The following is a 24,791-nucleotide window of genomic DNA, read 5'->3' as shown; positions in this document are numbered from 1 at the left end:
GTATGAAAAAGATTATTAGAAAAGCCCTGACTTTGCTGTTGGTCTACTATGCCTACATGGTTGAGTATCGAGCAGAATTAATTTTATGGGTTTTATCTGGGTCTTTGCCGATTATTCTGATGGGTGTCTGGATAAAGGCGGCTCAAGGTGGGCAATTTGGTTTGACATCAGTAGACTTTGCTCGTTATTTTTTGACAGTTTTCATTGTTAGACAAATAACCGTTGCCTGGGTAATTTACGAATTTGAAAGGGAAGTAGTGGAAGGCAAGTTATCACCTAAATTGTTACAACCCCTAGACCCCGTATGGCATCATGTTGCCTCCCATCTTTCTGAGCGAGTTGCTCGTATACCGTTTGCTTTGTTATTAATTTTGTTGTTCTTTGCACTTTATCCCCAGGCTTTTTGGTTGCCGAGTTTGGGGCAGATTTTACTGTTTACAATGGCGGTAATTTTAGCTTTTATTTTAAGATTTATAATTCAGTACACCTTTGCCATGTTTGCTTTTTGGACAGAAAGGGCTACATCTTTGGAAAATTTATGGTTGTTATTTTATTTATTTTTATCTGGCTTAATTGCACCTTTAGATGTGTTTCCTGAACCTATCCGCACAGTAGTACTATTTACGCCATTTCCCTATTTGATTGATTTTCCTGCCAGCCTTTTAGTGGGGCTTCCTGTAGATATTGGGCGAGGATTTTTATCAATAATCGGTTGGATATTAGTGTTTTTGGGTGTAAACCGCTTACTATGGCGTGCGGGATTGAAACGGTATTCTGGGATGGGAGCGTGAAAACTTTAATGACCACTGTAGTAATTTATGGTATAGCTACTTTTCCTATAAATTACTGATAATTGTTCTAAATTTATCTACTGAACCCAAAGAATAATCCTCTAATTTAAAATCAGCAAAAGGTTTTTTCTCTAACCTATCTCTTAGTGCTTCATCTAGAATTACATTTGCTGATTGTTTTTTAACACCAATCAAGATAACACTTCTTTGATATGCGGTTGTTTCCCGATTTGTTTGACAATTACTGCGCTGAAATCGTCCAAGATTTAATAAGCGATAACCTTTAACACTGGGTGTATTATTAAATAGCTTTTTCGCTAAAATTTGAATTTGTTTGGAGCGCTCCAAGGCTCTGCGTTGTTCAACTTCTACATTTCCTTCACAAGAAGCTGTGCCTACAGAAATAATCTCACTAGGATTTTTCATAATTTTCTGTATCCCTTCTTGTTCTAAATTTAATTTTAAAACTTCAAGGCTAATAACTTGATCGTTATATTTTATTTGAAAATTGCTGCCTAAAAGCCATTTATATTCTACTGATAAAACAGCTATGTTAAATTTAGCAATTCTACCTTGACTATCTCTACCTTCTTCATAAGGGAAATAATCAATTTTGCCTTTTCTTTGAGGAAATTGTCCGTGATTGGGTAATGCCACAAATTTAGGATATCCCGTTACTAATGCGATCGCATTCAGGAATGCCAATGATACCAACATTGCTGCAAACAAGGCTTGTAGAGGTACTTTTTTTGACTGCTTTGCTAGTGGTGGCAAAGATGTATGAAATTTTACCTGGGGTATCTGTTTAGTTTGAGAAACTCTCGCTGCTTTGATTCGGGATTGTTGCTGTTCACTTTTTTGAGCAGTGAAGTGATTATGCTGTTTTTGTAGCCACTGTTCTGAATCAAAGCCATCGACTTTTTCCATTGCAATGCAATGCAATACCAAACCGTTTCTAGTTTGATATTGGAAATAACTATCGATTTTAGGAATACCAGGATGCTGCATCTGTTTTAATACAGATGCTTCTTGTTGAAACAATTCAACTGCTTTTGCATTGTTTGATAAATCCTCATGAAGTACTTTGAGGATTTTTGGTATGTTTTGTTCGTATATCTCATAAACTTTGCCAAATCCAGTTTTTTCACTCAATAAACGTATCACCCGATAGCGACTGAGCAATTCCATTTGAGAACCACAACTTTTACAAAAGCGGTCTTTGTGATTATCAGGATAATAGGGTTGAGGACAAGCTGGATTTATACAAAGGCTCATAACTGACTGATCTGTGGTAAAACTTAGTTTTTTGTCCGAATATTTGATACAATTTAATAGATAGGTGTAATCCAAATTAAATGCTGAAAAACAGCCTATTAAAATAAGAACTAATTGTTTGGCTCAACCAAAGAACCGTGGGGCGCACGGTCTTAAAGCTCAGTCAATGTCTTCAAAGAAGAATCGCTGAGAAGCCCACACTCCCAATGAGAGGGAGTGTGTGGAGTATGTTACCAAAGGCTCATCTCATTCTTGTGTTTGTGTCGAATGAGAATGAGACTGATCTCACCTATACTCTTCTGCTAAGAAAGCTGCCACAGTCCGGTTAAATGCTTCAGGATTGCTCAAAAAAGGCCAATGATTGCCGGGAACTTGACACAAACGTAAGTTTTTTAGATAGGTTTTGTAAGGTTTGAGTTGCCAATCTTGACGATTAACACCTTTTTCGGGCTGAATGAACATAGCAGGAGTATCAAGAGGAATTGTAAAACCCGGTACTTGCATCACTTCCTCAAAAATCTCATCACGAGCTGCCAAAGTAAACTTGCTACCCCAACTACCATCAGCTTTTTGTTCAATTCCTGCTTGAAAGACTTGCTTTTGTAAAGTAGTCCATTCTTGATATTGGCTTAACTGGCGCACTTGTTGTTCCGCTTCTTGGTAACTAGCAAATGGCCCCATACCTTTAAGAAAAGGCAAGACACGATACAAAATTGGAAATGTTAACTTGAGGAAACTGGGCATTTTCCAAATAAAAATCGGATCTACCAGAACCATACTCCGCAAACGTTCTGGATTTTGCCTAGCCCAAATAGCAGCTAATTTACCTGTCCAAGAGTGACTTACAACATGAGCAGAAGCCCATCCCAGATGATCCATGAGTGCTTCTAAATCTGCGATCGCACTATCAAAACTATAATCTTTTTCTGGCTTGCTGCTTTCACCATGACCCCGCATATCTGGTGCAATGATGTGATAATCTGCTGCTAAATAATCTCCCAAGCTAGACCAAACAAGGGCGTTGTCGGCTAAACCATGTAACAGCAGCAAGGGTACTTGACCTTGCTGCCACTCTAAATAAGAAAGTTGGATATCAGGCTTTGACAAGGTTTGACGTAAAGGCATCTGAGTACATCCATCCGTGGATAGATAGCTTTGCGCTTACATGGTACTGTGAAAGTCTTTGTCCACCAAGGGTGAAGATAGAACGATGAAGGTAAAGTCAATTTTCAGTACCTTTAATACCGCTAATTTTCAACACATCACTCATGGTTGCACAGTAATTTGATAAGCCAAAACTAGCAGGATTGATGAAACTTTTATAAGTAAAATGACGATAGTTCATGCAAAATCTATCCCAAGCTGCCATCTGAATGCGGAATACAGCAATGATTAAATTAGCCAATCCTAAAGATAAAGGAATGCGGAAGTAAATCTTTTTGCCGAGATAGGAACAAACTTGATTTACTGCTTGGTTGACAGTTAAAGGTTCTTGACCCAAAACATACTGACGTGGTTGATTGTCATGGGGAGGATGATCGATCAAATACTGCACCGTAGTAGCAATATCTCGCCCGTGAATAAAGTGGAAACTGCCATCTACCTGCAAACAGCGAATTAAATTAATATATTTTGTAACTTCTGAAATACCCGATGTGAGGTGAGAATAGGGTTTTTTGGCATCACCGCCCAAAACTAAAGTCGGAAAAACAGTAGTGATTTTGGGTGCGATCGCTAATTTTGATTTTAGCTGTAAGCATTCATATTTAGAACGAATGTAATCTGTGCCTATTTCCCCTGCGGTTGGGAGTGGTTGATTATCACGACCTAAAACACTAGCGGTAGAAAAATAGATTACCTGTTCACAACGATCTGGATCTAACAGATTGAGTAATTCTAAAGTCTTATTAACATTAATATCAAACGTTTCTTCACCACCCCAAGCTGTTGCTGTCAAAACTGCAATATCAATTGTGGGCAGCAAGTCAGCAAAAAGGTGGATTTTTTGCATGTCGCCTTGCAAAACGTTGATACCTGGACGTGCTTGAGTATCAACTTGTAGTTTATTGGGGTTTCTTACCAACAGAAACAGTTCGTGGTTTGTTTGTTGAATTAAGACTTCTGAAATGTAATGACCAACACAGCCACTTGCACCGGTGACTAAAATACGCTTCTGGTTCATGATGAGTTTTAAATAAATTTAGTAATTACAAATGAGGAGTTAAAAATAAACTTAAATGTTCCAAGTAATTACTAGGTGATTCTTTGTGTCTTTGTGACTTTGTGGTAAGCAATTAACCACTAAGAAACGAAGACACAAAGGGCAAAACCACTAAACCAGTGCATTGAGTTGTTTAGCAGTTTCAAAGAAAAACGCAACGTTTTCTTCTGGTGTTTCTGGTAGCACACCATGACCAAGATTGAGAATATGACCCCAATTTCCAGCTTTGCGAACGGTATCAAGAATGCGATCGCGGATAAACTGTTTGGAACCAAATAACACTCCTGGGTCAAGATTACCTTGCACTTTGACGTGTTTGCCTAATCTCGCCCGTGCTTCTGCCATATCTACAGCCCAATCTACGGTGACAATATCTGCGCCAGATTGTGCCATTCTCTCTAATACACCTGCACTGCCGCTAACCAGCAGAATTAATGGTGTCTCAGGGTGGGTTTGCTTGACTTGCTGGAAAACCCTTTTTTGATAAGGCAAAGCAAAAGTATCATAATCTTGGGGACTGAGCTGTCCTGCCCAAGAATCAAACATTTGCACAACTTGAGCGCCGCAATCAATTTGGTAGCGTGTATACACTGCGATCGCATCTGCTAATTTATTTAACAGCTGATGCAGTGCCGTGGGGTCAGAAAACGCCATGTTTTTGATGATGGAGTAGGTTTTAGAACCTTTACCTTCCACCGCATAAGCAGCTAATGTCCACGGCGCACCCACGAAACCTAACACCGTTGATTGATTGCCGACTTCTTGACGCAACGCCTGCAAAATTGTCTTGATGAATGGTAAATCTGCTTCTGGTTCTAAGGGACGCAGGCGATCAATTTGTTCTTGAGTGCGAAGGGGCGAGTGAATAATTGGGCCTTTACCTTCCGCAATATCCATGTCAATGCCTAAACCAGGCAATGGGGTTACAATGTCGGAAAATAAAATCACTCCATCTGGTTGGAATGCTCTCCAAGGTTGCAGGGAGACTTCGATCGCTACTTCAGGAATTTCGGAGCGATCGCGGAACGAGGGGTATTTCTCCCTTAAGTCTCGATATGCTTTCATATATCGTCCTGCTTGTCGCATCATCCATACAGGGGGACGATCTACTACTTCACCACGAGCAGCTCGTAGGAGATGAGGAGCCGTTGACGAAACACCCATTTAACACTTCTTCCTAAGTCACTTTTTTATGCCATTGTTTAGCTTATCATTCTGGGATTACGCTTTTTGCGAAGGCTGGCCTCAAAAGCACTTAAAGAGGGAGCAGGGAATAGGGAACAGGGAAGAAGGGATATGAGATGTACTGAATTTTTTCAAAAATCAAATACGAGTCCTAATAGTCGATACTTTACTTAACTTAACTTTTTATGCAATCTGACTCTAATAGTCCTAGTCCTTCTTATGTTGCATCTTCTACTAATAGCAATCTCAACTCTAGATTGTTGATTCCGCGATCGCAGCGACGGAGATTTTTCTTTCAGTTTACCTTAATGACCATCTTAGGATGGGTTGTGGGTGGCATTGTGAGCATCGCTTTAGAAAGAATTATTCTGGCTAGCTTGGCATCTGCGGTTGCTAGTCAGCCGCAAATATGGAGCATTTGGATCAGATTGCTCAGTACTATGGTGTTTGCTATAGTTTTCGGCGCAGATCAAGCTTTGATTGTGCGCCGTTATCTTTCCGGTTGGCGATGGATGCTTGCTACCAGTGCAGGCTGGCTGATTGCCAGCAGCGTTGCTACAGCCTGGATTACTTATATTGCATCCATTGCCGCCTCGTTAAATGAAGCTTTGACTCCTGAAGTCAGTGCAATTTTGGGATTTTTGTCAACAATTTCATACATTATTTCTGGAATTTGGTTAGGGCTGTGCCAATGGTTAGTATTGCGGCGTTACACAGCAGGCGCTTGGTGGTGGAATTTTTTGCCATCCATTTCCTTTTTTTGTATCAGTCTGTTGATTTGGTTATTGTCTTTTGGGCAAAATTTGATTCCAGAAGTGAATCGGACTGCGATATTGTATTGGAGCGAACAAGGATTTACGGCCGTTATTCTCGGAGTGATACCAGCAATTGGCTTGTGTACTTTGAAAAGAAACTAAGAGCGCCAATCTAAAATTTCTAGTTGACCTTAAATTCCTAGGTAGCTAGTTGTTAGGTATTTGTTATAGATTAGAAATTATGAATAAAGACAATGTTTTACAAAAAATCGTAGCGCCACCTATTGCTGAACAACAGCCTCAGACTCTAGAATTGCATGGCGATCGCCGAGTAGACAACTACTTTTGGATGCGCGATAGCAGCAACCCGAAAGTCATTAGCCATCTGGAAGCAGAAAACGCCTACACCGAGGCGATCATGGAGCATACCGAAGCACTACAATTCCGGCTTTACAATGAAATGTTGGCTCGGATTAAAGAAACAGACCTGTCAGTGCCATACCGAAAAGATGAATATTATTATTATTCACGCACGGAAGAAGGAAAAGCTTATCAAATTTACTGTCGCAAACAGGGTAGTTTAGATGCTCCTGAAGAAATACTTCTAGATGAAAATGAATTAGCAGCAGGTTGTGACTTCTTTGAATTAGGCGTATTTGCAGTTAGCCCTAATCACCAAATCTTAGCTTATTCAGTAGATACGAGTGGCTCTGAGCAGTATACACTTTATTTTCTGGATCTCACTACACATCAGTTATATCCAGAAACTATTCCTGATACTTATTTTTCCTTTGCTTGGGCAAATGATAACAAAACAGGATTTTACACCAAAATTAATGCTGCTAACCGTCCTTATCAACTATTAAGGCACACTTTAGGAACACCTCCTGCGGAAGATGTGCTGATTTATGAAGAACAGGATGACATTTATCATTTGTATGTTGGCAAAACCCGCAGCCATGCATATATTTTGATGGTTTTACAAAGTAGTATTACTACAGAAGTTCATTATTTAGATGCTAATAATCCCCAAAGTAATTTTCAGTTGATTCATCCCCGAAAAACAGGGATAGAGTACAACGTTAACCATCACAGTGATTATTTTTATATCGTTACCAATGATGAAGCGACTAACTTTAAATTGGTGAAAACACCCGTGGCCTCGCCAGGAAAAGAGAACTGGCAAACTGTAATTGCCCATCAAGAAGATGTGATGCTGTCAGGGGTGAGCTTATTTGTTAATCACTTAGTCATTTACGAAAGAAAGGGTGGATTAGAAACTGCCAGGGTGCAAAATCTACCGACTGGTAAAGAGCATAATATTACTTTTCCTGAACCAACATACTCATTTTTTGAAGGTAATAATCCCGAATTTAACACTAAAACTCTCCGTTTTCATTACACATCCTTGATTACTCCCCAGTCTGTTTTCGATTACGACATGGAAACAAGTCAAATGGAGTTGAAAAAACAGACAGAAGTTCTTGGTGGCTATGACAAAACCCAGTATCAAAGTGAGTGGTTGATGGCTACTGCTCCAGATGGGACACAAATTCCCATATCGATTGTGTACAAACAGGGACTTAAAAAAGATGGCAAAAATCCCTTATTGCTCACAGGATATGGTGCTTATGGTTATTCTTATCCGGCTTCGTTTTCATCAACTCAACTTTCACTGTTAGATAGGGGAGTAATATTTGCCATTGCCCATATTCGTGGTGGCGAAGAAATGGGACGTAAGTGGTATGAACAAGGCAAATTTTTGCAGAAAAAGAACACCTTTACAGATTTTATTGCCTGTGCAGAATATTTAGTTACCGAAAAGTGGACAGCAAGCGATCGCCTCGCAATTATGGGTGGTAGTGCAGGCGGTTTATTGATGGGAGCAGTGATAAATCTGCGTCCTGACTTGTTCAAGGTCGTAGTTGCCCATGTGCCCTTTGTGGATGTAGTGACTACAATCCTCGATACTTCTCTACCTCTTTCAGCTCAAGAATGGGAAGAATGGGGCAACCCCAACGACAAAGTTTATTACGAATACATGAAATCTTACTCGCCCTACGATAACGTTGAGGCGAAAGATTATCCAGATTTGTTGATTACTGCTGGGTTAAATGATTCTCGCGTCAAATATTGGGAACCCGCTAAGTGGACAGCCAAACTTCGCCAGATGAAGACAGATAATAATATTCTGCTGCTGAAAACCAACATGGATGCCGGACATAGTGGTGCATCTGGGCGTTACGAAAGTTTACGAGAACTCGCTTTTGAGTATGCTTTTATTTTGGATCGCCTGGGTTTAGGACAGATGTAATTCGGCATGGGGGAGCCAAGGCGTTGTGGAGCCAGTGCTGTAGTGTTAGCGTAGTGGTGAGTTCGCTCCTCTCCAAAGTGGCGTGAGAAGCTAGCGCTTCGCTGCGTTAACAACCAAAAGTACCAAGACGGCAACTCCCTCACGAATTACATTAGTGTTACCTGAAAGGAATCGCCGTTATGAAAAAAATCAATCGAGTTGCGATTGTTGGCGGAACTCACGGGAATGAATTTACTGGAGCATACCTGATTAAAAAATTTGAAAAATTCCCCAATCTCATTAAACAACCTAGCTTTGAAACTCTGACATTATTGGGCAATCCCAAAGCTTTTGCAGCAAGCAGGCGTTATATTGATAAGGACTTAAATCGCTGTTTTTTAAATAAAAATTTACAAGATATCACACTCTCCAGCTATGAAGATATCCAGGCAAAAGCCATATATAAAATGCTGGTGCAGAAAGGTCAATCACAAGTCGATGTAATTATTGATTTACACAGTACGACTGCAAATATGGGGCTGAGTCTCATGTTAGGCAGTCATCATCCTCTGCTGTTGCAATTGGCAGCTTACCTAAGTTCGATCAATCCTTGGGTTAAAGTTTGCTGGACACAACCCGAAAAAGGTAGTAATTTTCTCCGTTCCCTGTGTGAATTGGGTTTTGTGATTGAAGTGGGGCCTGTAGCTCAAGGTGTTCTAAATGCCGAATGGTTTCAAAAAACAGAGGAACTAATTTATGCCATTTTGGAATATCTAGAAAGAAACAACCAAGGTTTAATTCCAGATTCCCACAGTACACTAACACTCTATCAATATGTAGAGGCGATTGATTATCCCAGAAATGAACAGGGAGAAATTCAGGCAATGGTTCACCCCCAACTTCAGTTTAGAGATTATGAACCGCTTAACCCTGGTGATCCCATGTTTTTAACCTTAGACGGTCAGGCGATCGCCTATCAAGGAAAATCAACTGTCTATCCAATTTTCATCAACGAAGCCGCCTACTATGAAAAAGGCGTTGCTATGTATTTAACCCAAAAGCAACAATTGCCTTTAGTCGGGAATTTGTAGTTAAGCGCTCTAAATTTACTCCATTAACCAGCTAAACAGACCTTCTACCGTTAATTTGAAGTCTTTAGCCAATTGCGGTACTGGCAATTGTGTCCCCGGTTTGTCATAAACACTAGTTGGTTGATCTGCGAGATAAATAAACACAGATTGTTCAGCTGGATCAATCAGCCATCCCATCTGAGTTCCATACTTGAGGCAATGCAAAATATTTTTGGTAACTTTAGTTTGGTTTTGATCAGGTGAAAGAATTTCGATTGTCCAATCTGGAGCAATTGAAAAAACGTTAGCGACTCCGCCATTTTCTTTGCGGGGAATTTTATCCCACAAAAACACAGCGATATCAGGTACAGTTGAGCGTCCACCAAAAGTACAGCGTAATTCCGTGAAAGCCCGTGCGATCTGTTTGGGTTTGACGACCAAATTAATTGCAGGCGCTAATTCAGTCTGAATTACACTATGTTCTCCTTGTGGCATTGGTTTTTGGATGATCAGCCCATCAATGTACTCGCTGGCGGGTTCTGTCTCCGGCAATTGTAGAAATTCTTCTAATGTCAGGGGTTTAGCGGGAGTTTGTACCATTTTGATTTTTTAACAGAGTACGCGATCGTTGCTCTACTTTGTATTGACGGATAAATACCGTCTTCACTTCGCTATAAAGTTGACTGACTTGACTACTACTCTTGCACAAACTCTAACAGCTTTTCCATGCCCCATTTCAAATTAACGAATCGCTTTTTTTAGCAATTCTGCAATTTGCGAAGGGCGTTCAGCGACGGGTACATCTGCTGCTTGGAAAGCAGCTAATTTGCTTTGGGCAGTGCCAAAGTTAGGAGCGCGTCCGATAACTGTTGCTAAAGTCCCTGTTTGTCGCCAGTTTTTTATTGGTGGTGCTTGTCTACCTGCAATGTAAGCAACTACTGGTTTATCAATTGCTTCAGTAATGTAACGCGCTGCCGCCTCTTCACTATCACCGCCTGGTTGACCAACTAAAACGATCACCTCTGTAGTTTCATCTTCATCGAGAATTTGCATCCATTGGAGAAAAGATGAACCAACGATCGCATCACTGCCAATGCTGACACTAATTGATTGTCCCAAGCCAGCTTTTGTTAATTCCCAAGCAACTTCGTATGTCAAGGTACTGCTACGGCTGACAATGCCTACTGGGCCTGGTGTATAAAATTCACTTGGCTGAGTACCTAAAAGAATTTTCCCTGGTACGATAATTCCGGGACTGTTAGGCCCTACTATTAGGGTTTCGCCTGCTTCGGCTTTGCGAAGTAATTGCACCATATCTAGAGGCGGTACACCAGCAGAGATGATAATAATTTGACGAATATGAGAGGCGATCGCTTCTAGAGCTGCATCCAGCACTTGGTAAGGGTGTACACAAATAATTGTGGTGTCAATAGCGCCAAATTGCTCTACTACCTCTTCTACCAAGTCGAACACCGGGAGATCGTATAGTTGCTCTCCCCCAGATCCGGGATTGACACCAGCAACTAAATTTGTACCATAAGCTTTCATTTGAGCAATATGAGTTGCTGAAATAAATTCACTAAAGCCTTGGATTAATACTTTGCTGTCTGGCGTTAAGTTCATAAAATATTCTGGTAGATTTGGGAACCCAGTGGTTTTAAAGGGACTAGAGACTAGGGACTAGGGGTTAAGGAATACACTGTGAGGATTACTCTCTCTGCCTCCTAACTTTTGGCATTAGTTACAATTGACACTACAACCTAACCTTACTAGCAGGTATGGGTGTGACTAATCGTATATTTCTAGTTTCGCAGGTATCTGCTCTCAATAAACGGAGTGAAATTAGGGGTTGCATAAATGCGGGATGAATTGCCTCACGCAGAGGAGCCAGTGCGTTGGGCGGCTTTGCCGACTTGAAGCAACTGGCGTAGTGCAGAGGCGCAGAGAGAATAAGGAGTTTTAGATTTCAATACATAAATTTCATCCCTTGATTCAGCAACGCCTGAAATTATCACCTCTTTTTGGCAGCAAGTGGCTTGGTAAAACGGACTGCTTCTGCCACTGCCTCATCTAAATTTTCCACTATTACCAATGCATTACTCTGAGTTTTTAATGTAGCTAAAAAATTCTTAGCCATATTAAACTCAGAACCAGCAAGACGGATAACTAAATGCGGAAGATGATACTGCTGACGGCTTTTGTTGCCATTACCGTTAGTGCTTACAACCTGTGATGTGAGTTCGCTTTTTTCTTGTTGTACAAATTTAGTAATGACTTCAGCCACTTCCTCTGCTTGAGGAATGCTACCTAGGAGATTAATTAGTATCACTTGAACGCTGTTGTCAGCAGCCAGAATATTTAGCCCTTTTGCCAGGCGATCGCAGAAGGTAGTTGGTGAAGTATCGGTGAGAAAAGCATGACGTAGATTCAGACAAATACCAGGCTTGCCACCAGCATCGACAACTAAATCAAATGTTGCCATCATCGAACCAGTACCATTACCTAAAATACCGATTTTACCGTGCATGTTTAAACCATCCCAGTCACGCAGATGCCTGTTAATTTGGCTGCTGCTATGACGAGTGGTCATCTTTGCTACCATCTCGGCTATCTTAGGATGACGGCCCAAAGCTCGCTCGTTGATGCTGACTTTACCATTGAGAGCCATGACTTGGCCAGAACTACTGATTGCCAAGGGATTAATTTCTACTAAGTCTAGGTCTTTTTGCACAAACAACTGATACATCTTCTCTAAAACACTGCTGACTGACTGCATCAATTTGCCTTGCAAACCCATTTTCAAAGCTAATTGGCGGGCGTAAAAAGGAGAAAATTCTTGTTCCACAACAATATGCTGCATTCTCTCCCCTGCCGATTCCCAATCAATATCCGCTTCTTTGCAACCTAAAAATACTGGCCGGCAAACAGCGGTATCTAAAACTACCGCTAAGTAAAATTCTTCTTGCCCATCATACTTAGATTCTGCTAGCAGCACGTCTGGTAAATCACCCCAAATCGGCAAATTAAAAATAGTTTGCGCGGCTGCGATCGCATCAATAGTTGTTTCTACAACCCTGACTCCACCAGCTTTGGCTCTTTCTCCAGCATGTACTTGAGACTTAAGTACAATCGGATAGTGAATTTTTAAACGCTTCAAATCTGTAGGATGGTCAATGCGTTGGGAAGGCAATACGGGAATGCCTATTTCTGCAAACCATTCTTTAACTTGGTATTCTAATAAATCCATTGATATGCACCTTGTAGTTAAACTTCCATAGCATTTATTGGGTACTGTTTTCTGTTTTTTACAGCACCATAGTTAGAAAATTAAGCTTTAGACAGCTATAAATATTTATTTTTCACGGTTCAATCTTATCGAATTTGGTCAAAATAGCAAATTATTTTCTAGTATCGACGTGTTATTGCTGTATTGATTATAAGTAATTAATCTTATCCGTAAATTTGCCAGCATATAACAAAATTAGCATCTATCGTAATAAGTGATTAGGCATAATTAAATTCAACTTTGTTTCCTTATACTATGCCCTACGCTCTATGTCTTATGGCCAATGACCATGAATATATTTATTTCTGTTTCAGAACTTAGTATCTTATTATTTACCTCATTTTTAAACATTTATGTAACTAACAGACTGCGGCTAACTAGTGTAACAGTGATAGCTACTGAACATTTAATTATCACGAACCAAACTGTAAAAATGCCTAAAAGGTTTATTATTCCCATTTTTTATTTGTTATTTCTATTTAAAACAAAATTGTCTAATTTAGTATCTTGCATTACAAAATCCTAGAGATAAGAATAATCACCGTTATTTTGATTTTTGGTGAAAAGTTGAAATCTGTGTTAGAAAGTTGTTCTATTTGATTTTATGGCTGTGGTTGGTTAAACTGTGCATCCGTATTCAACAAGCAAAAGTCCTTCGTTTCATTCTCTCGAAAATACAAAAAACTATATAGAAGACCAGCGGGAAAGCTCTATGAAAGTAGCAGTCCAGCAGGAAGATTTACAGCTTTTAGCCCGAACCTTGCAAGAGCAATTTCTTGCAGAAGTCCCATTTGGCGAAGTCTTCCAAATTAAGTGTGCTGTCAACCAAGATGAGTTGATGATTTTAACGCAACACCCAGTTGCTGTCACTGTTGACACTCAACAAATCTTTGCAGTTTTAGAAGAGGTGCTTCAGTCAGTACCAACTTATAGAGAACAACGAGTGCAATGTTTTCTAAGAGTTTTTGGTGACAAACTGCCTTACGCTAAACATTCCTTGACGATGAAGCAGAAGGAAGTAGGGGGAGTAAAAGAGACAGGGGAAGCAAGGGAAGAAATGTCCTTTTCATTTCCCTCACCGTCCTCATTTTCTTCATCGTCCTCGTCTTCTCTGACCTATTCTCCATTAACTGAAGATAGTCAGGAGGAGGAAGATGAACTGTTTGACCCCCTGGCAGATACGCCGGATTTATTAACTACCCCAAAAAAACGCCCAGTTAAACCTATCCTGCTGGGTGTAGGCTTGGTGGGAATTGTCGTGTTAGGCAGTGCTGCTTATTTACTAACTCGTCCTTGTGTGATGTCTGAGTGTAGAGAGATACAAGCTGCCCAAAAACTCAAAACCGAATCTAGGCAACTAATAAGTCGTGCTAAGTCAGAAAATGAATTAGTAGCAGTACAAAAGCAACTAGAGGCAACCAGCGCTGACTTGGCAGTAATTCCTAGTTGGTCATCCCGTTACCAACAAGCAGAGGAACTAAAAGTCAGCTTGTCTGGACAGTCGGCAAAAATTAATCAGGTGATCAAAGCATTGCAGACGGCAGCTGTAGCAACGCAAAAAACTCAAACACTCGCCAAGAGCCTAGAAGAATTACAAGCTACACAACACCTATGGCGACAAGCGATCGCACCACTAGAGACCATCAACCCCAATAGTGAACTCTATAAGCTGGTACAGCCGAAATTACTCAAATATCGTCTCAGCTTGCAAACTGTCAATCAAAAGTTGCAGAACCAAGAACGATGGTTGAAAAAATTAACAGCAGCAAAAGGTGTAGCTAGTGTAGCCATTAAGCGAGAAGCTAATGCCAAATCCTTAACTGATTGGCGAAAGGTGCAATCCACCTGGCAAATTGCAGTTAATGCCCTAGTAGTTATTCCTTCAAATAGCCCAGCAGATCAAGAAGCGCAAAAGCTGTTGCTAGAGTACAAACCCAAATTAGCCGCAGCCCGCGATCGCGCTACTAAAGAACAATTAGCTGCTCAAAGCTACCAACAAGCTGTTAATGCTGCTAAACAAGCCAGAGCTTACGAAAAACTCAATCAATGGCAAGCGGCGGTAGTGTATTGGGGTCAAGCATTCCAGACTGCTAAACAGATTTCCCAAGATAGCTTTTACTACAGCTCGGCTCAAAGTCTCACTGAACCCTACTCTGCTGCCCTTAAGCAAGCACAAGAAAAATTAGAACTCACTAACAGTTTACAGCAAACCCGCAATGACCTCACTAAAACTTGTTCTGATGAAATCCGAATTTGCAACTTTAACATCAACGATAAAGGAATTATTGTTAGTCTCACCCCTGAGTACGAACAAATACTGCAAAGTACATCCTCTGAAACCGAACCTCAGAATGCTAGCCCTGTAGTTGATGCTACAAATCATTTACAAATATTAGAGGAAGCCTTAGCTGTAATTAGTGATAACGCTAATATACCCGTGTTGCTTTATGATACCCAAGGTAACGGAATTTATACACGCATACCAGGAGGGTAAAAAGCAGGCAGGCTCAATTAAAAATTCAAAATTGAATTCTTAATTTTTAATTTTTAATTTTTAATTTTCAAGTCCGCCCCGTAAGATTGGCTACTACTGCTGCTAACTCGGTGGGGTTAACTGGCTTAGGAACATGAAGTTGAAAACCTGCTAATAAAGCTTGTGTGCGGTCTTCTGCCCTAGCGTAGGCTGTCAGTGCTACTGCGGGAATCCGCCCTCCTTGCTCTTGGGAAAGGGTTCGGAGTTTACGAATTAGGGCGTAGCCATCTTCTTGTGGCATTCCAATATCGCTCACGAGTATATCGGGGTGGAATTTTGGCAAAGCAAGTAATGCCTCGAAAGCAGATGCAACTGCCATAACTTTTGCGCCATACTGCTCTAGTACCGTCGTGATCAATTGACGGGCATCCGGCTCATCATCGACAACAAGCACTCGCAATCCCCTAAGTGTTGGCAAATTATTGGGATCTTCTTCACAGTGTTCATTAATAGGTGAAAGCTGCTCTGGCTTTTTGACATCTACAGCAACAGCCTTCATCGGCAAATTAACAATGAAGGTTGCTCCCTGTCCTATTCCTGGACTTTCAGCAGAAACTGTACCACCGTGTAACTCTACCAAGTGGCGAACGATCGCTAGCCCTAATCCTAATCCACCGTGCGATCGCGTAGTTGAGCTATCGGCTTGGCGAAAGCGTTCAAACACATGGGGCAAGAATTCAGGGGCAATTCCCCCCCCTGTATCGCTGACCCGAATTTGCACGCGGGAATCTATGCGCTCTAGTTGCAATGTCACTATTCCTTCTTTGGATGTGAACTTAACAGCATTAGAAAGCAGGTTCCATACTACCTGTTGTAAGCGGTTGGCATCGCCCATCACTACCCCGACAGTCTGGTCAAATTTGCACTCAATGCGAATTTCTTTAGCGTCAGCTGCTGGACGCACAGTATCAATTGCTGCTTGCAAAATTGGGATCAGTTCTACTGGATGGGTATTTAGGTGCAGTGTACCGCGAATAATCCGCGAGACATCTAGGACATCTTCAATTAATTGGGCTAAAGACTTAGTGTTGCGATCAATTGTCTCTAAAGCCCGTTCTGTGGTAGTTTCATCAAATTTGCGGCTTTTAAGTAATTGTGTCCAGCCCATCATCGCATTTAAGGGAGTGCGGAGTTCGTGAGAAAGTGTAGCTAGAAACTCATCCTTCATGCGATTGGCTGCTTCAGCTTCAGCGCGTGCTGCTTGTTCGCGGGCTAGTAATTGTTCGCGTTCTTGTTCTGAAAGCTTGCGATCAGTAATGTCAATCATGAAGCCATGCAGTAACTGCGGTTGGTTCCCACTCCTTACCACATTAACAATGTCATACAGCCACACAATTCTGCCATCAGTAGCCAACATTCTGTATTCAAATTCGTAATTATCTTTTGATAGTGAAGCTTCTAAGCAATAATCAATTACCCATTCTCGATCTTCTGGGTGCATGTGTTCAGCCCAGAAGTTGTCGGCATACCAATCTGTCAAAGGATAACCCAGAATTTCTACAGTTTGTGGGCCTACATAAGTAAAATTACCTGTAGTGGCATCTACTTCCCAAGGAATCACGCATACTTTTTCTGTTAGTGTCCGTAATCTTTCTTCACTATCTTTGAGAGCTTTTTGCGCTAGTTTGTGATTTGTTATATCTGTGACTAAAGCTACAAATCCTTTTACTTTCCCTTGTTCACTAAATTGAGGAATGTAGGTAGTACTAACATCATGCATTTTCCCATTTTTATGGGGAACTTGACCTTCAAAAATTACTTGTTCTCCTGACAAGACCATTTCTATGTAAGGAAGAATTGCCTGATAAACTGACTCACCGAGAAGTTCTTGAACCTGCTTACCATAAGTTTCTGAAGCGGAAAGCCCATACCAAGTTTCATATCCCTTATTATTAAAACGGTAGCGTTGCTGAGTATCAACATAAGAAATTAAAACGGGCACAGCGTCTGTAATGAGTCGCAACTCATCTTCTCTTTGGCGCAATGCTTCTTCTGTGCGTTTACGTTCTGTGATGTCACGCCCTGTAGCAACTCTGACACTACGACCTTGATATATACAGCTTTTACCTACCACTTCTAAGAAAATATGTGTCCCATCTTTTTTGACCCCTATTAGTTCATAGGGCTTGTCATCAAAAAAATTGAGATTTTCTATAAATATTTTTTGCGATTCTGGTGTTAATAATTCTGCTGCCGACATGCCAATGATTTTGTTGAGTTCATAACCAAACATTTTGGCTACGGCCGGGTTGGCATCCAACACTTTTCCATTTTCGTGGATGATCACACCTTCAATAGTGGCATCAGCTAAAGCACGAAATCTACTCTGGCTTTCACGCCAAGCATTCTCTATTTGTCGGTGATCGCTTAAATTTAAAACAAAACTGATAACTTGCTGTTGATTGCTTTCTAATAAAGCAGAACCTATAAGAACGGGTACTCGGCTGCCGTCTTTACGGATATATTCTTTTTCAAAAGGGGTACATACGCCTATGGTTCTGAGTTTTGCAATTGCTGCTTCACTCTCCTCTATATATTCTGGTGGTGTCATCTCATGCCATTGTATTCGCCCTGCCAGCATATCCTCCCGTGTATAATCCACCATCTCTAAAAAAGCATTGTTAGCTTCAATAATTGCCCCGGTGATTTCAGCTACGATGATGCCAATGACATTAGACTCCGCTAAACGTCTAAATCTAGCTTCACTTGCTTGTTGCTTTTGTATACTCACCTCTAAACGCTGCTTAGTAGTGCGTAATTCTGAGGTTAGTAAACTCATAATAAATGTCACCAGCACAAATAAACCCAAGCGCACCAAGCTACTTAGATCAACTACAAGCGAAAATACTGGGTCAATTAAAAAGTAGGTGACAGCTAAAGTAGATAGAATTGTGGCTAATATTCCCGCTTCCATACCCCCATACCAAGCGCTAACCGCTACGGCAGCAAAAAATAGTATAAAAATGGATGGGTTCAGCAGTGGGTGTAGTAGTAGTGTCAGTAGTAATGCGCTACTCACAGCTAACAGTGCCACAGCATAAGGTGCGAGCCGGGGGCGTATTGCTTTCAATGTGGCTTCTCTCCTTTAGTGCAGCTAGCTAAAAGAATTATTCCCAAAACTTAGCTAGACAACGCGATCGCTCCACACCTATTTTGCACTGGGAAAATCCACAACTAACAATCAATTGATATGAATCTATCTAAAGTAGTAAAAACCAGAACTAGTAGTTGCTTGATATAAAAAAATTCCCCAAATTTCTACACCATATTGTTTTTGCTTTTTCAGGCAAGTATGAAAAAAGATAATTCTTAATTTTTTATAATGAATTACTTCAGGAAATAACAACTTATTTCTTCTTTGTTTTTTCCACAAATACTGACCTTTTAAAAGTTGATAATAGCTTGATATTAGACATCGAATAAACAAATCGCAGAGACACTGAGAACACTGAGAATATAGGTAATAGAGAAAAATCATGTCCTTTTTGCGTTATTAGTAATCAAAGTACTGAAAGCAGAGGAGTTAAGGACTTTTCCCCATGCCCCATGCCCCATTTCCCATTTCCTAATTCAAAATGGCTCGCACCCCTACATTAACTTTTGACCGTGGCACATTAATTTTGCATCCACCACCACGCGGTAAAGCTTGGATGGACTATGCTACATGGGACGATAGAGTTGAAAAATTTCGGATTCCGGCGATTAGATATCGTTCTTTGGTAGAAGCGCTACAAGCGGAAGATGTTTACTTTATTGATGAAGCCAAGGAATTTTATCCAGTAGATCTGGTTCCTAGTTTAGAAATGGAACCTTATCCCCACCAGAGTGAGGCGTTAGCAGCTTGGAAGTTAGCGGGAAGACAAGGGGTGGTTGTGCTACCTACAGCTGCGGGAAAGACTTATTTGGCGCAGATGGCGATGCAAACAACGCCACGCACTACGTTAATTGTTGTCCCAACTTTGGATTTGATGCATCAATGGTATGCACATTTGGTGGCGGCGTTTCCCGATGCTGAAGTGGGATTGCTAGGTGGTGGTTCACGGGATAGAACAGCTATTTTAGTTGCAACTTACGACAGTGCAGCCATTCATGCGGAAACTTTGGGGAATTTATATGCTTTGATGATTTTTGATGAATGTCATCATTTACCAACAGATTTTGGTCGGGTGATTGCTGAATATGCGATCGCACCCTATCGTTTGGGACTCTCTGCTACCCCAGAACGCACTGATGGCAAACACGCCGATTTAAATATTCTGATTGGCCCAGAAGTATATCGCAAACGCGCTGAAGATTTAGCAGGGACAGCCTTAGCAGAACATGAAATTGTCCAAATAAAAGTGAAATTATCACAACTGGAGCGAGAAAGATATAACGAATTAATTCAAACCCGCAATGATTTTTTACGGCAATCGAAGATTTCTTTGGGGAGTATTCAAGGTTGGCAAATGTTCGTGCAAATGAGTGCGCGATCGCAAGCTGGACGTAGAGCTATGTTAGCGCACCGCGAAGCCAAAGAAATTGCTTTGGGTACTGATGGCAAGTTGCGAATTTTGGCTGATTTACTAGCAGAACATTTTCCTGCTCGAATTTTGATTTTTACGGCGGATAATGCCACAGTTTACAGCATTTCTCAACAGTTACTAATTCCGGCAATTACTCATCAAACTCCTGTGAAAGAACGCCACGAAATCTTAACCAAATTTCGAGGAGGTGAATATAACACTTTGGTTGCTTCTCATGTGTTGAATGAGGGTGTGGATGTGCCAGCAGCTTCTGTAGCTATTATTTTATCTGGGACTGGTTCTACAAGAGAATATATTCAACGTTTGGGAAGGGTTTTGCGAAAGGGAAATATCGAAAATAAGCAGGCGATTTTATATGAAGTAGTGGCGGAAGATACGAGTGAGGAAAGGACATCAGCGCGGCGACGAGGTGAGGGTAAGACAAGGGAAGAGAAGAAGAAAGGCAATTTGCAGGTTGTATATGGAAGTGGAAAGGGGAGAAATGATAAAGCTGCGGAACAATTAGAAATAAATTATTCCATTAAAAATCAAAAATCAAAAATCAAAAATTCAGATGTTACCGACAGAGTTACTGAGTCATCGCCAGAACGGAGAAGAGATCATCCCGAAGAGATTGAAGATTGATGATAAAAATCAAGCGTTGGCGACTGAATTAATTAATTGTTTTCAAGGAGCGATGGGTAAGACTCAAGGTGTGCTTGAGCGACAACTTTTAGATTTAGAAGGAGATGCAACAGATTATCGGGTAAAGCGGGGATTAGCTTATATTATTAAAAGCAATTTTTGTACTTTTGAGGTGGTAAGTCCTCTAGAACCACCAATGCTAAGAGAACGAGTGTTTACTTTAGCGGCTAAATCATTTCCTAGTCCGCAATCTACACAAATTACTCTCAGCAAAGTTGCTGATGAATTAAGTCAAGAATTAGAACGAGAAGTTTTATTAGAACAGGTTCGCGATGGACTCTATGCTGATTTAATTGAAAATAAGATTTTGACGGGTTTTGATGCACCCACACCAGTAGATGTGTTAAATCGATATAACTTATCTCAGGTGCAGGGAATTTTTTATAAAGCCAGTCAATTAATTTTAAATGCTCATCGCAATGTTCCGGGAGAATATAAGCTGTTATTTCGTTATCTCAAGTTATTTCAATTAATGGCTTATATTGAGGGTGATGCTGACCACGGATTTACAATTACAGTGGATGGCCCGACGAGTTTATTTAATCCTAGTACGCGTTATGGATTGGCGATCGCTAAACTGATTCCCGCCTTACTTCATGTCACTAAATGGAGTCTTTCGGCGACGCTGCAAACTCGTGATGTCTATACAAATACTTGGAAAACTGGACGATTTACCCTCAATTCCGAATGTGGTTTAGTGTCTCACTACTCCAAAGGCAAGCCTTACGATAGTATGCTAGAGGCATCTTTCGCCGATAAATGGGATGCTCTAAAAACTGACTGGATATTAGAGCGAGAAGTTGATTTAGTTCCTATTCCCGGTAGTGTAATGATTCCCGATTTTCGGTTAGTACATCCTGATGGTCGTAGCTTCTTATTAGAGATTGTGGGTTATTGGCGACCAGAATATTTACAAAAGAAATTTTATCAGGTACGACGTTCTGGATGTGATAATTTGATTTTGGCTATTTCTGAGCGCTTAAATCTAGAAAAAGCCGGGGTAAAATTAAATGATGTCCCAGCGAAAATCGTTTGGTTTAAAGATAAATTATTACCCAAAGCTGTGCTAACAGTAATCAATTGATAGAGCAGAGAACCCACAAATCTCATTACGAATTACAAATTACGAATTACGAATTACGAACTATGGTACTAGAGAGTTATTTTGGCATAAAAATCTTCATCGGCATAAAAGAGCCATTGATGATAAAAGGCACGTTCAGGACTATCTAGTGGTGGAGCAAACCCCATTTCTAGATGTTTGTCTGCAAGATAAGCACATATTGCCGCAGACTCAAAAATTGTGACTTCCCCATCTACCAAAACTGGTACTTTTTGATGTGGATGTAGGCCCAATACTGTTCGGTTAAGCATTTTTAACTTGAAATTGTGCTTTGGGAAAAAGTTAAAGGGTAAGGGTTAAGGGCTTTTTTTTCCTTTTACCCTTTCCCCCTTAACCGAAAGGTATTGATGTGAGTATGTTTACAAGCAATAACATCTAATAATTTGTTTTATGTTATTGTGATGAGGTACTAAGAATTATTTTCGGCTGGATGACTCGTTTTAACATAGGTCTCTCCGAATCTAAATCACTACACCCTTTTGATTCTGGAGATATTCTATGTCAATTTACGTTGGTAATCTGTCTTATGAGGTTACTGAAGAAGATTTGAAACGAGCTTTCGCAGAATATGGCACAGTAAATCGTGTCCAACTGCCTAATGATCGTGAAACAGGTCGTCCTCGTGGCTTCGCTTTTGTAGAAATGGGAACAGATACCGAAGAAGCAGCGGCAATTGAGGCTCTTGATGGCGCTGATTGGATGGGTCGTAGCTTAAAAGTTAATAAAGCTAAACCACGTGAAGACAGAGGTTCGTCTGGTGGTGATAGACGAGGTAATAGTGGAGGATATTCTCGCCGCTATTAAGCTTTGAGAATAGGAATTTAACTCTAAAGTCTTAGGGGCGGACAATGAGTCTGCCCTTTTTGCACTCAGGTCTACTGGATAACTTACACATTACCCAGTACCAATTAAGCAGGAGGTAGAATGACCCAAATATTCGTGGGTGAGAATGAAGGAATCGAGTCAGCTTTACGTCGATTCAAGCGAGAAGTTTCCAAGGCGGGAATTTTTCAAGACATGAAAAAGCATCGTCATTTTGAAACGCCAGAGCAAAAACGTAAGCGCAAAGAAGTTGCTAGACATAGACAGCGTAAGAGAAGTTCTCACCGCAGTTAAATAGGATACCCTCATCTCAAGGGAGTACCCTAATTAAAGTTATTTTGAAAGGAATAGTTGCTAGGAAATTGCGTAGGCGTAGCCCCACGCATAAATTTTTATATACTTAGCTATATGAAAAGATTATTTTTTCTGGTGAGAAATTGAAGGTAAGGAAGAATACTTGCCATATTCCAGTATTTTTAGTACAATTGTACTATCAAAAGAAACCCTAATTAAATCAACTCCACCTCACGGTGGGGTTTTTGTTTTTTTATGGGGTTATTGGGCGATCGCACTAGTATTCTCCCTCAATTAGCTAAGTAATGGATGGCTTTGTTACTTCTTTTTCAGATCACGAGCCATATTAAGGTAGTAGTCATCCATTTTCGTATTAGAACGACGGCGGTTATTGGCGGTCGTTTCAAGAGTTTTATTTTGATCCGTTTGAATCGACTCTTTGGCCGAAGTTTGTTTTATACCTTGCGCCTCATTAGATTCTAAAAAGTAATCAGACTTAGTAAATCCAAAGAGCCTGGCAAAAAAGCCAAAGAAACTTTTTACAAAACCCAAAAAACTCTTGAAAACAACAGATAAAAAGCCTTCAACCCGCAAAAACAAGTTGCGAATAATTTGAGTTAGACGAAGCATAGTAGCACCTTCTATGATTGCCTACTATTATTGTGACTTAATTTCAAGATCAGCGTCTAAGAGGATGTTTGAAAAGTTTTAGACGAATATAATTCGCTACTACACAAGCAAAGTCCGCCTGCGCGGACTAACACAAAATCAGGGTTTTCAACCCGCGGAGGTGGGTTTTGTCTGTGTAGGCGCGACTTTCAGTCGTTGGGCTGGTATTAAATCAGACTTTTCAAACACGCTCTAAGCAAGATTTGACCGGATTGCTAAAAATTGCAAAGAAAAGCAGTTGTTAAAATCTACTTCAGAACGTGCGTAATGTACCATTCCAATGGTACAAATGGGAAAAGCAATTCCCACTATCAGCATCATAAAGATAAACTAGTTTAGCAAAACACTTCTGTAGCCTAAAACGATGAAAGCATCTGCTAAGTTCGACTTTGAGGACGATAAATTTAACGCACCCCCTTCTCAAGTCATCCCCTGGTGTCAGATGATTAATCCTCGGTATGGCACAGATGGCATTCAGCCCCACGGTTTAGCAATTAAGGTGGATAATGCTAATGCTGTTGGCTTTCAGCCAGATGAAAATTGGCAGCAAGTAGAGCATGAGTTTAGTTCTGGGGTCGAAACGGTTTTTATCAACGCCACTCCACAGATAGTTATTGTGCGTCGGGGGCCTTTGTCTGTAAAAGACCGAGAGACTGGGATGAAATTAGGTACGCTGAAAGAAAACTATGATGCTTTTTTAGCAGACAAACTTAAATTTAAAACTTTTACTCGCTACCTCATTTTCTTAGTAGGAGAAAATAAAAAATTTTTACATGAATCGCCACTACAATTAACTCTCAATGGTGCAGCAGGGGCGAGTTTCAGCAAAACTTACTGTGAATTTCAACAAGGCAGAGTTGTTAGTGGGTTCGTTGCTGAACTAGAAAAGGCTTACGCTATATATCGCAAGCAACCCGTCACACCAAAAGGCCCATTGTTCCACGCTCACGGGATTTTTTGCCCAATAATCGAGTGTGAAGAAAGAGGCATTGAACCAAATATTGCTTTGGTCGCTTCGACTGTAGACTTTAAGCATCCAACAGTTGGTACGTTAACACAATACCTCATTGCTTCAGATTCAACTGAATCTGCAATGATCTGCAAGACTTTTGAAGAATATAAGGAATTTGGGAAGGAACCCATCAAAGTGGAAGCACCAAAACTGGAAATGGCTGGTGTTTCCAGTTCTTACATCTATGCGGATGAAGATGATTTTGGTTATCCACCTTATTAAAGCCTAGGGGCATGGGGCATGGGGAAGAAG

Annotated in this window: 21 protein-coding genes; 10 read left to right on the top strand and 11 right to left on the bottom strand. The window is 40.7% G+C overall.

Annotated features, from left to right (window positions below; genetic code table 11):
• Positions 1–2: 2 nt before the first annotated feature.
• Positions 3–791 carry an ABC transporter permease gene (locus tag I8751_RS12730; RefSeq protein ID WP_214439527.1) on the top strand — a complete coding sequence of 263 codons (789 nt, stop codon included), beginning with the start codon at positions 3–5 and terminating at the stop codon, positions 789–791.
• A 45-nt stretch (positions 792–836) separates the two neighbouring features.
• On the opposite strand, the gene I8751_RS12725 is transcribed toward I8751_RS12730, so the two are convergent.
• The 4 genes from I8751_RS12725 to hemE form a co-directional block, all read right to left on the bottom strand.
• A complete protein-coding gene (locus I8751_RS12725; RefSeq protein ID WP_214439526.1) occupies positions 837–2,066 on the bottom strand; it encodes a 4-Cys prefix domain-containing protein in 1,230 nt (409 codons plus the stop codon).
• Positions 2,067–2,351: 285 nt separating this feature from the next.
• On the bottom strand, positions 2,352–3,191 hold the full coding sequence (locus tag I8751_RS12720; RefSeq protein WP_214439525.1) for an alpha/beta fold hydrolase: 840 nt from the start codon (positions 3,189–3,191) through the stop codon (positions 2,352–2,354).
• 97 nt (positions 3,192–3,288) lie between these two features.
• Positions 3,289–4,248, bottom strand: coding sequence for an NAD-dependent epimerase/dehydratase family protein (locus I8751_RS12715; protein ID WP_214439524.1), 960 nt, complete (start codon positions 4,246–4,248; stop codon positions 3,289–3,291).
• A gap of 150 nt (positions 4,249–4,398) precedes the next feature.
• A complete protein-coding gene (hemE, locus tag I8751_RS12710) occupies positions 4,399–5,451 on the bottom strand; it encodes a uroporphyrinogen decarboxylase (RefSeq protein WP_214439523.1) in 1,053 nt (350 codons plus the stop codon).
• 206 nt (positions 5,452–5,657) lie between these two features.
• Between hemE and I8751_RS12705 the strand changes: the two genes are divergently transcribed.
• The 3 genes from I8751_RS12705 (at position 5,658) to I8751_RS12695 (ending at position 9,611) form a co-directional block, all read left to right on the top strand.
• On the top strand, positions 5,658–6,389 hold the full coding sequence (locus I8751_RS12705; protein ID WP_214439522.1) for a hypothetical protein: 732 nt from the start codon (positions 5,658–5,660) through the stop codon (positions 6,387–6,389).
• A 79-nt stretch (positions 6,390–6,468) separates the two neighbouring features.
• Positions 6,469–8,541, top strand: coding sequence for a S9 family peptidase (locus I8751_RS12700; RefSeq protein ID WP_214439521.1), 2,073 nt, complete (start codon positions 6,469–6,471; stop codon positions 8,539–8,541).
• A 179-nt stretch (positions 8,542–8,720) separates the two neighbouring features.
• Entirely contained in the window at positions 8,721–9,611 is an 891-nt protein-coding gene (locus I8751_RS12695; protein WP_214439520.1) for an aspartoacylase, read from the top strand.
• Between the two features lie 15 nt (positions 9,612–9,626).
• On the opposite strand, the gene I8751_RS12690 is transcribed toward I8751_RS12695, so the two are convergent.
• The 4 genes from I8751_RS12690 to I8751_RS12675 all read right to left on the bottom strand — a co-directional run bounded on the left by I8751_RS12690 (position 9,627) and on the right by I8751_RS12675 (position 12,837).
• Positions 9,627–10,190 carry a Uma2 family endonuclease gene (locus tag I8751_RS12690; protein ID WP_214439519.1) on the bottom strand — a complete coding sequence of 188 codons (564 nt, stop codon included), beginning with the start codon at positions 10,188–10,190 and terminating at the stop codon, positions 9,627–9,629.
• 141 nt (positions 10,191–10,331) lie between these two features.
• Positions 10,332–11,213, bottom strand: coding sequence for a succinate--CoA ligase subunit alpha (locus I8751_RS12685; RefSeq protein ID WP_214439518.1), 882 nt, complete (start codon positions 11,211–11,213; stop codon positions 10,332–10,334).
• A 251-nt stretch (positions 11,214–11,464) separates the two neighbouring features.
• On the bottom strand, positions 11,465–11,605 hold the full coding sequence (locus tag I8751_RS12680; protein WP_214439517.1) for a hypothetical protein: 141 nt from the start codon (positions 11,603–11,605) through the stop codon (positions 11,465–11,467).
• Positions 11,602–12,837 (bottom strand): succinate--CoA ligase subunit beta, encoded by a 1,236-nt coding sequence (locus tag I8751_RS12675; RefSeq protein ID WP_214439516.1) that lies wholly within the window; start codon positions 12,835–12,837, stop codon positions 11,602–11,604. The genes I8751_RS12680 and I8751_RS12675 overlap by 4 nt, the downstream gene beginning before the upstream one ends.
• A gap of 751 nt (positions 12,838–13,588) precedes the next feature.
• Here I8751_RS12675 and I8751_RS12670 point away from each other — a divergent pair.
• Positions 13,589–15,370, top strand: coding sequence for an AAA family ATPase (locus tag I8751_RS12670; RefSeq protein WP_214439515.1), 1,782 nt, complete (start codon positions 13,589–13,591; stop codon positions 15,368–15,370).
• Between the two features lie 67 nt (positions 15,371–15,437).
• Here the strand turns inward: I8751_RS12670 and I8751_RS12665 are convergent, their stop codons facing one another.
• On the bottom strand, positions 15,438–18,479 hold the full coding sequence (locus I8751_RS12665; protein ID WP_214439514.1) for a hybrid sensor histidine kinase/response regulator: 3,042 nt from the start codon (positions 18,477–18,479) through the stop codon (positions 15,438–15,440).
• Positions 18,480–18,984: 505 nt separating this feature from the next.
• On the opposite strand from I8751_RS12665, the gene I8751_RS12660 reads away from it, so the two are divergent.
• Positions 18,985–20,559, top strand: a complete 1,575-nt coding sequence (locus I8751_RS12660; protein ID WP_214439513.1) for a DEAD/DEAH box helicase — start codon at positions 18,985–18,987, stop codon at positions 20,557–20,559.
• Positions 20,489–21,703, top strand: a complete 1,215-nt coding sequence (locus tag I8751_RS12655) for a DUF790 family protein (RefSeq protein ID WP_214439512.1) — start codon at positions 20,489–20,491, stop codon at positions 21,701–21,703. The genes I8751_RS12660 and I8751_RS12655 overlap by 71 nt, the downstream gene beginning before the upstream one ends.
• A 68-nt stretch (positions 21,704–21,771) precedes the next feature.
• Here the strand turns inward: I8751_RS12655 and I8751_RS12650 are convergent, their stop codons facing one another.
• On the bottom strand, positions 21,772–21,993 hold the full coding sequence (locus I8751_RS12650) for a glutathione S-transferase family protein (protein ID WP_214439511.1): 222 nt from the start codon (positions 21,991–21,993) through the stop codon (positions 21,772–21,774).
• Positions 21,994–22,240: 247 nt separating this feature from the next.
• Here I8751_RS12650 and I8751_RS12645 point away from each other — a divergent pair, with 247 nt between their 5' ends.
• Together I8751_RS12645 and rpsU are read left to right on the top strand one after the other, a co-directional pair.
• Positions 22,241–22,546, top strand: a complete 306-nt coding sequence (locus I8751_RS12645) for an RNA recognition motif domain-containing protein (RefSeq protein WP_214439510.1) — start codon at positions 22,241–22,243, stop codon at positions 22,544–22,546.
• 120 nt (positions 22,547–22,666) lie between these two features.
• The gene (gene rpsU, locus I8751_RS12640; protein ID WP_214439509.1) at positions 22,667–22,858 is read left to right on the top strand and encodes a 30S ribosomal protein S21; all 192 of its coding nucleotides are present in this window, start codon (positions 22,667–22,669) and stop codon (positions 22,856–22,858) included.
• A 318-nt stretch (positions 22,859–23,176) separates the two neighbouring features.
• On the opposite strand, the gene I8751_RS12635 is transcribed toward rpsU, so the two are convergent.
• Positions 23,177–23,488: a threonine dehydratase gene (locus I8751_RS12635; protein ID WP_214439508.1), complete on the bottom strand. Its 312-nt coding sequence runs from the start codon at positions 23,486–23,488 to the stop codon at positions 23,177–23,179.
• Positions 23,489–23,891: 403 nt separating this feature from the next.
• Here I8751_RS12635 and I8751_RS12630 point away from each other — a divergent pair, with 403 nt between their 5' ends.
• Positions 23,892–24,761, top strand: coding sequence for a DUF5895 domain-containing protein (locus I8751_RS12630; RefSeq protein ID WP_214439507.1), 870 nt, complete (start codon positions 23,892–23,894; stop codon positions 24,759–24,761).
• The last annotated feature ends 30 nt before the right edge of the window (positions 24,762–24,791 follow it).

This window comes from Atlanticothrix silvestris CENA357, assembly GCF_016056295.1.
Taxonomy (GTDB): domain Bacteria; phylum Cyanobacteriota; class Cyanobacteriia; order Cyanobacteriales; family Nostocaceae; genus Atlanticothrix; species Atlanticothrix silvestris.
This window is presented reverse-complemented; position numbering and strand designations above follow the sequence as displayed.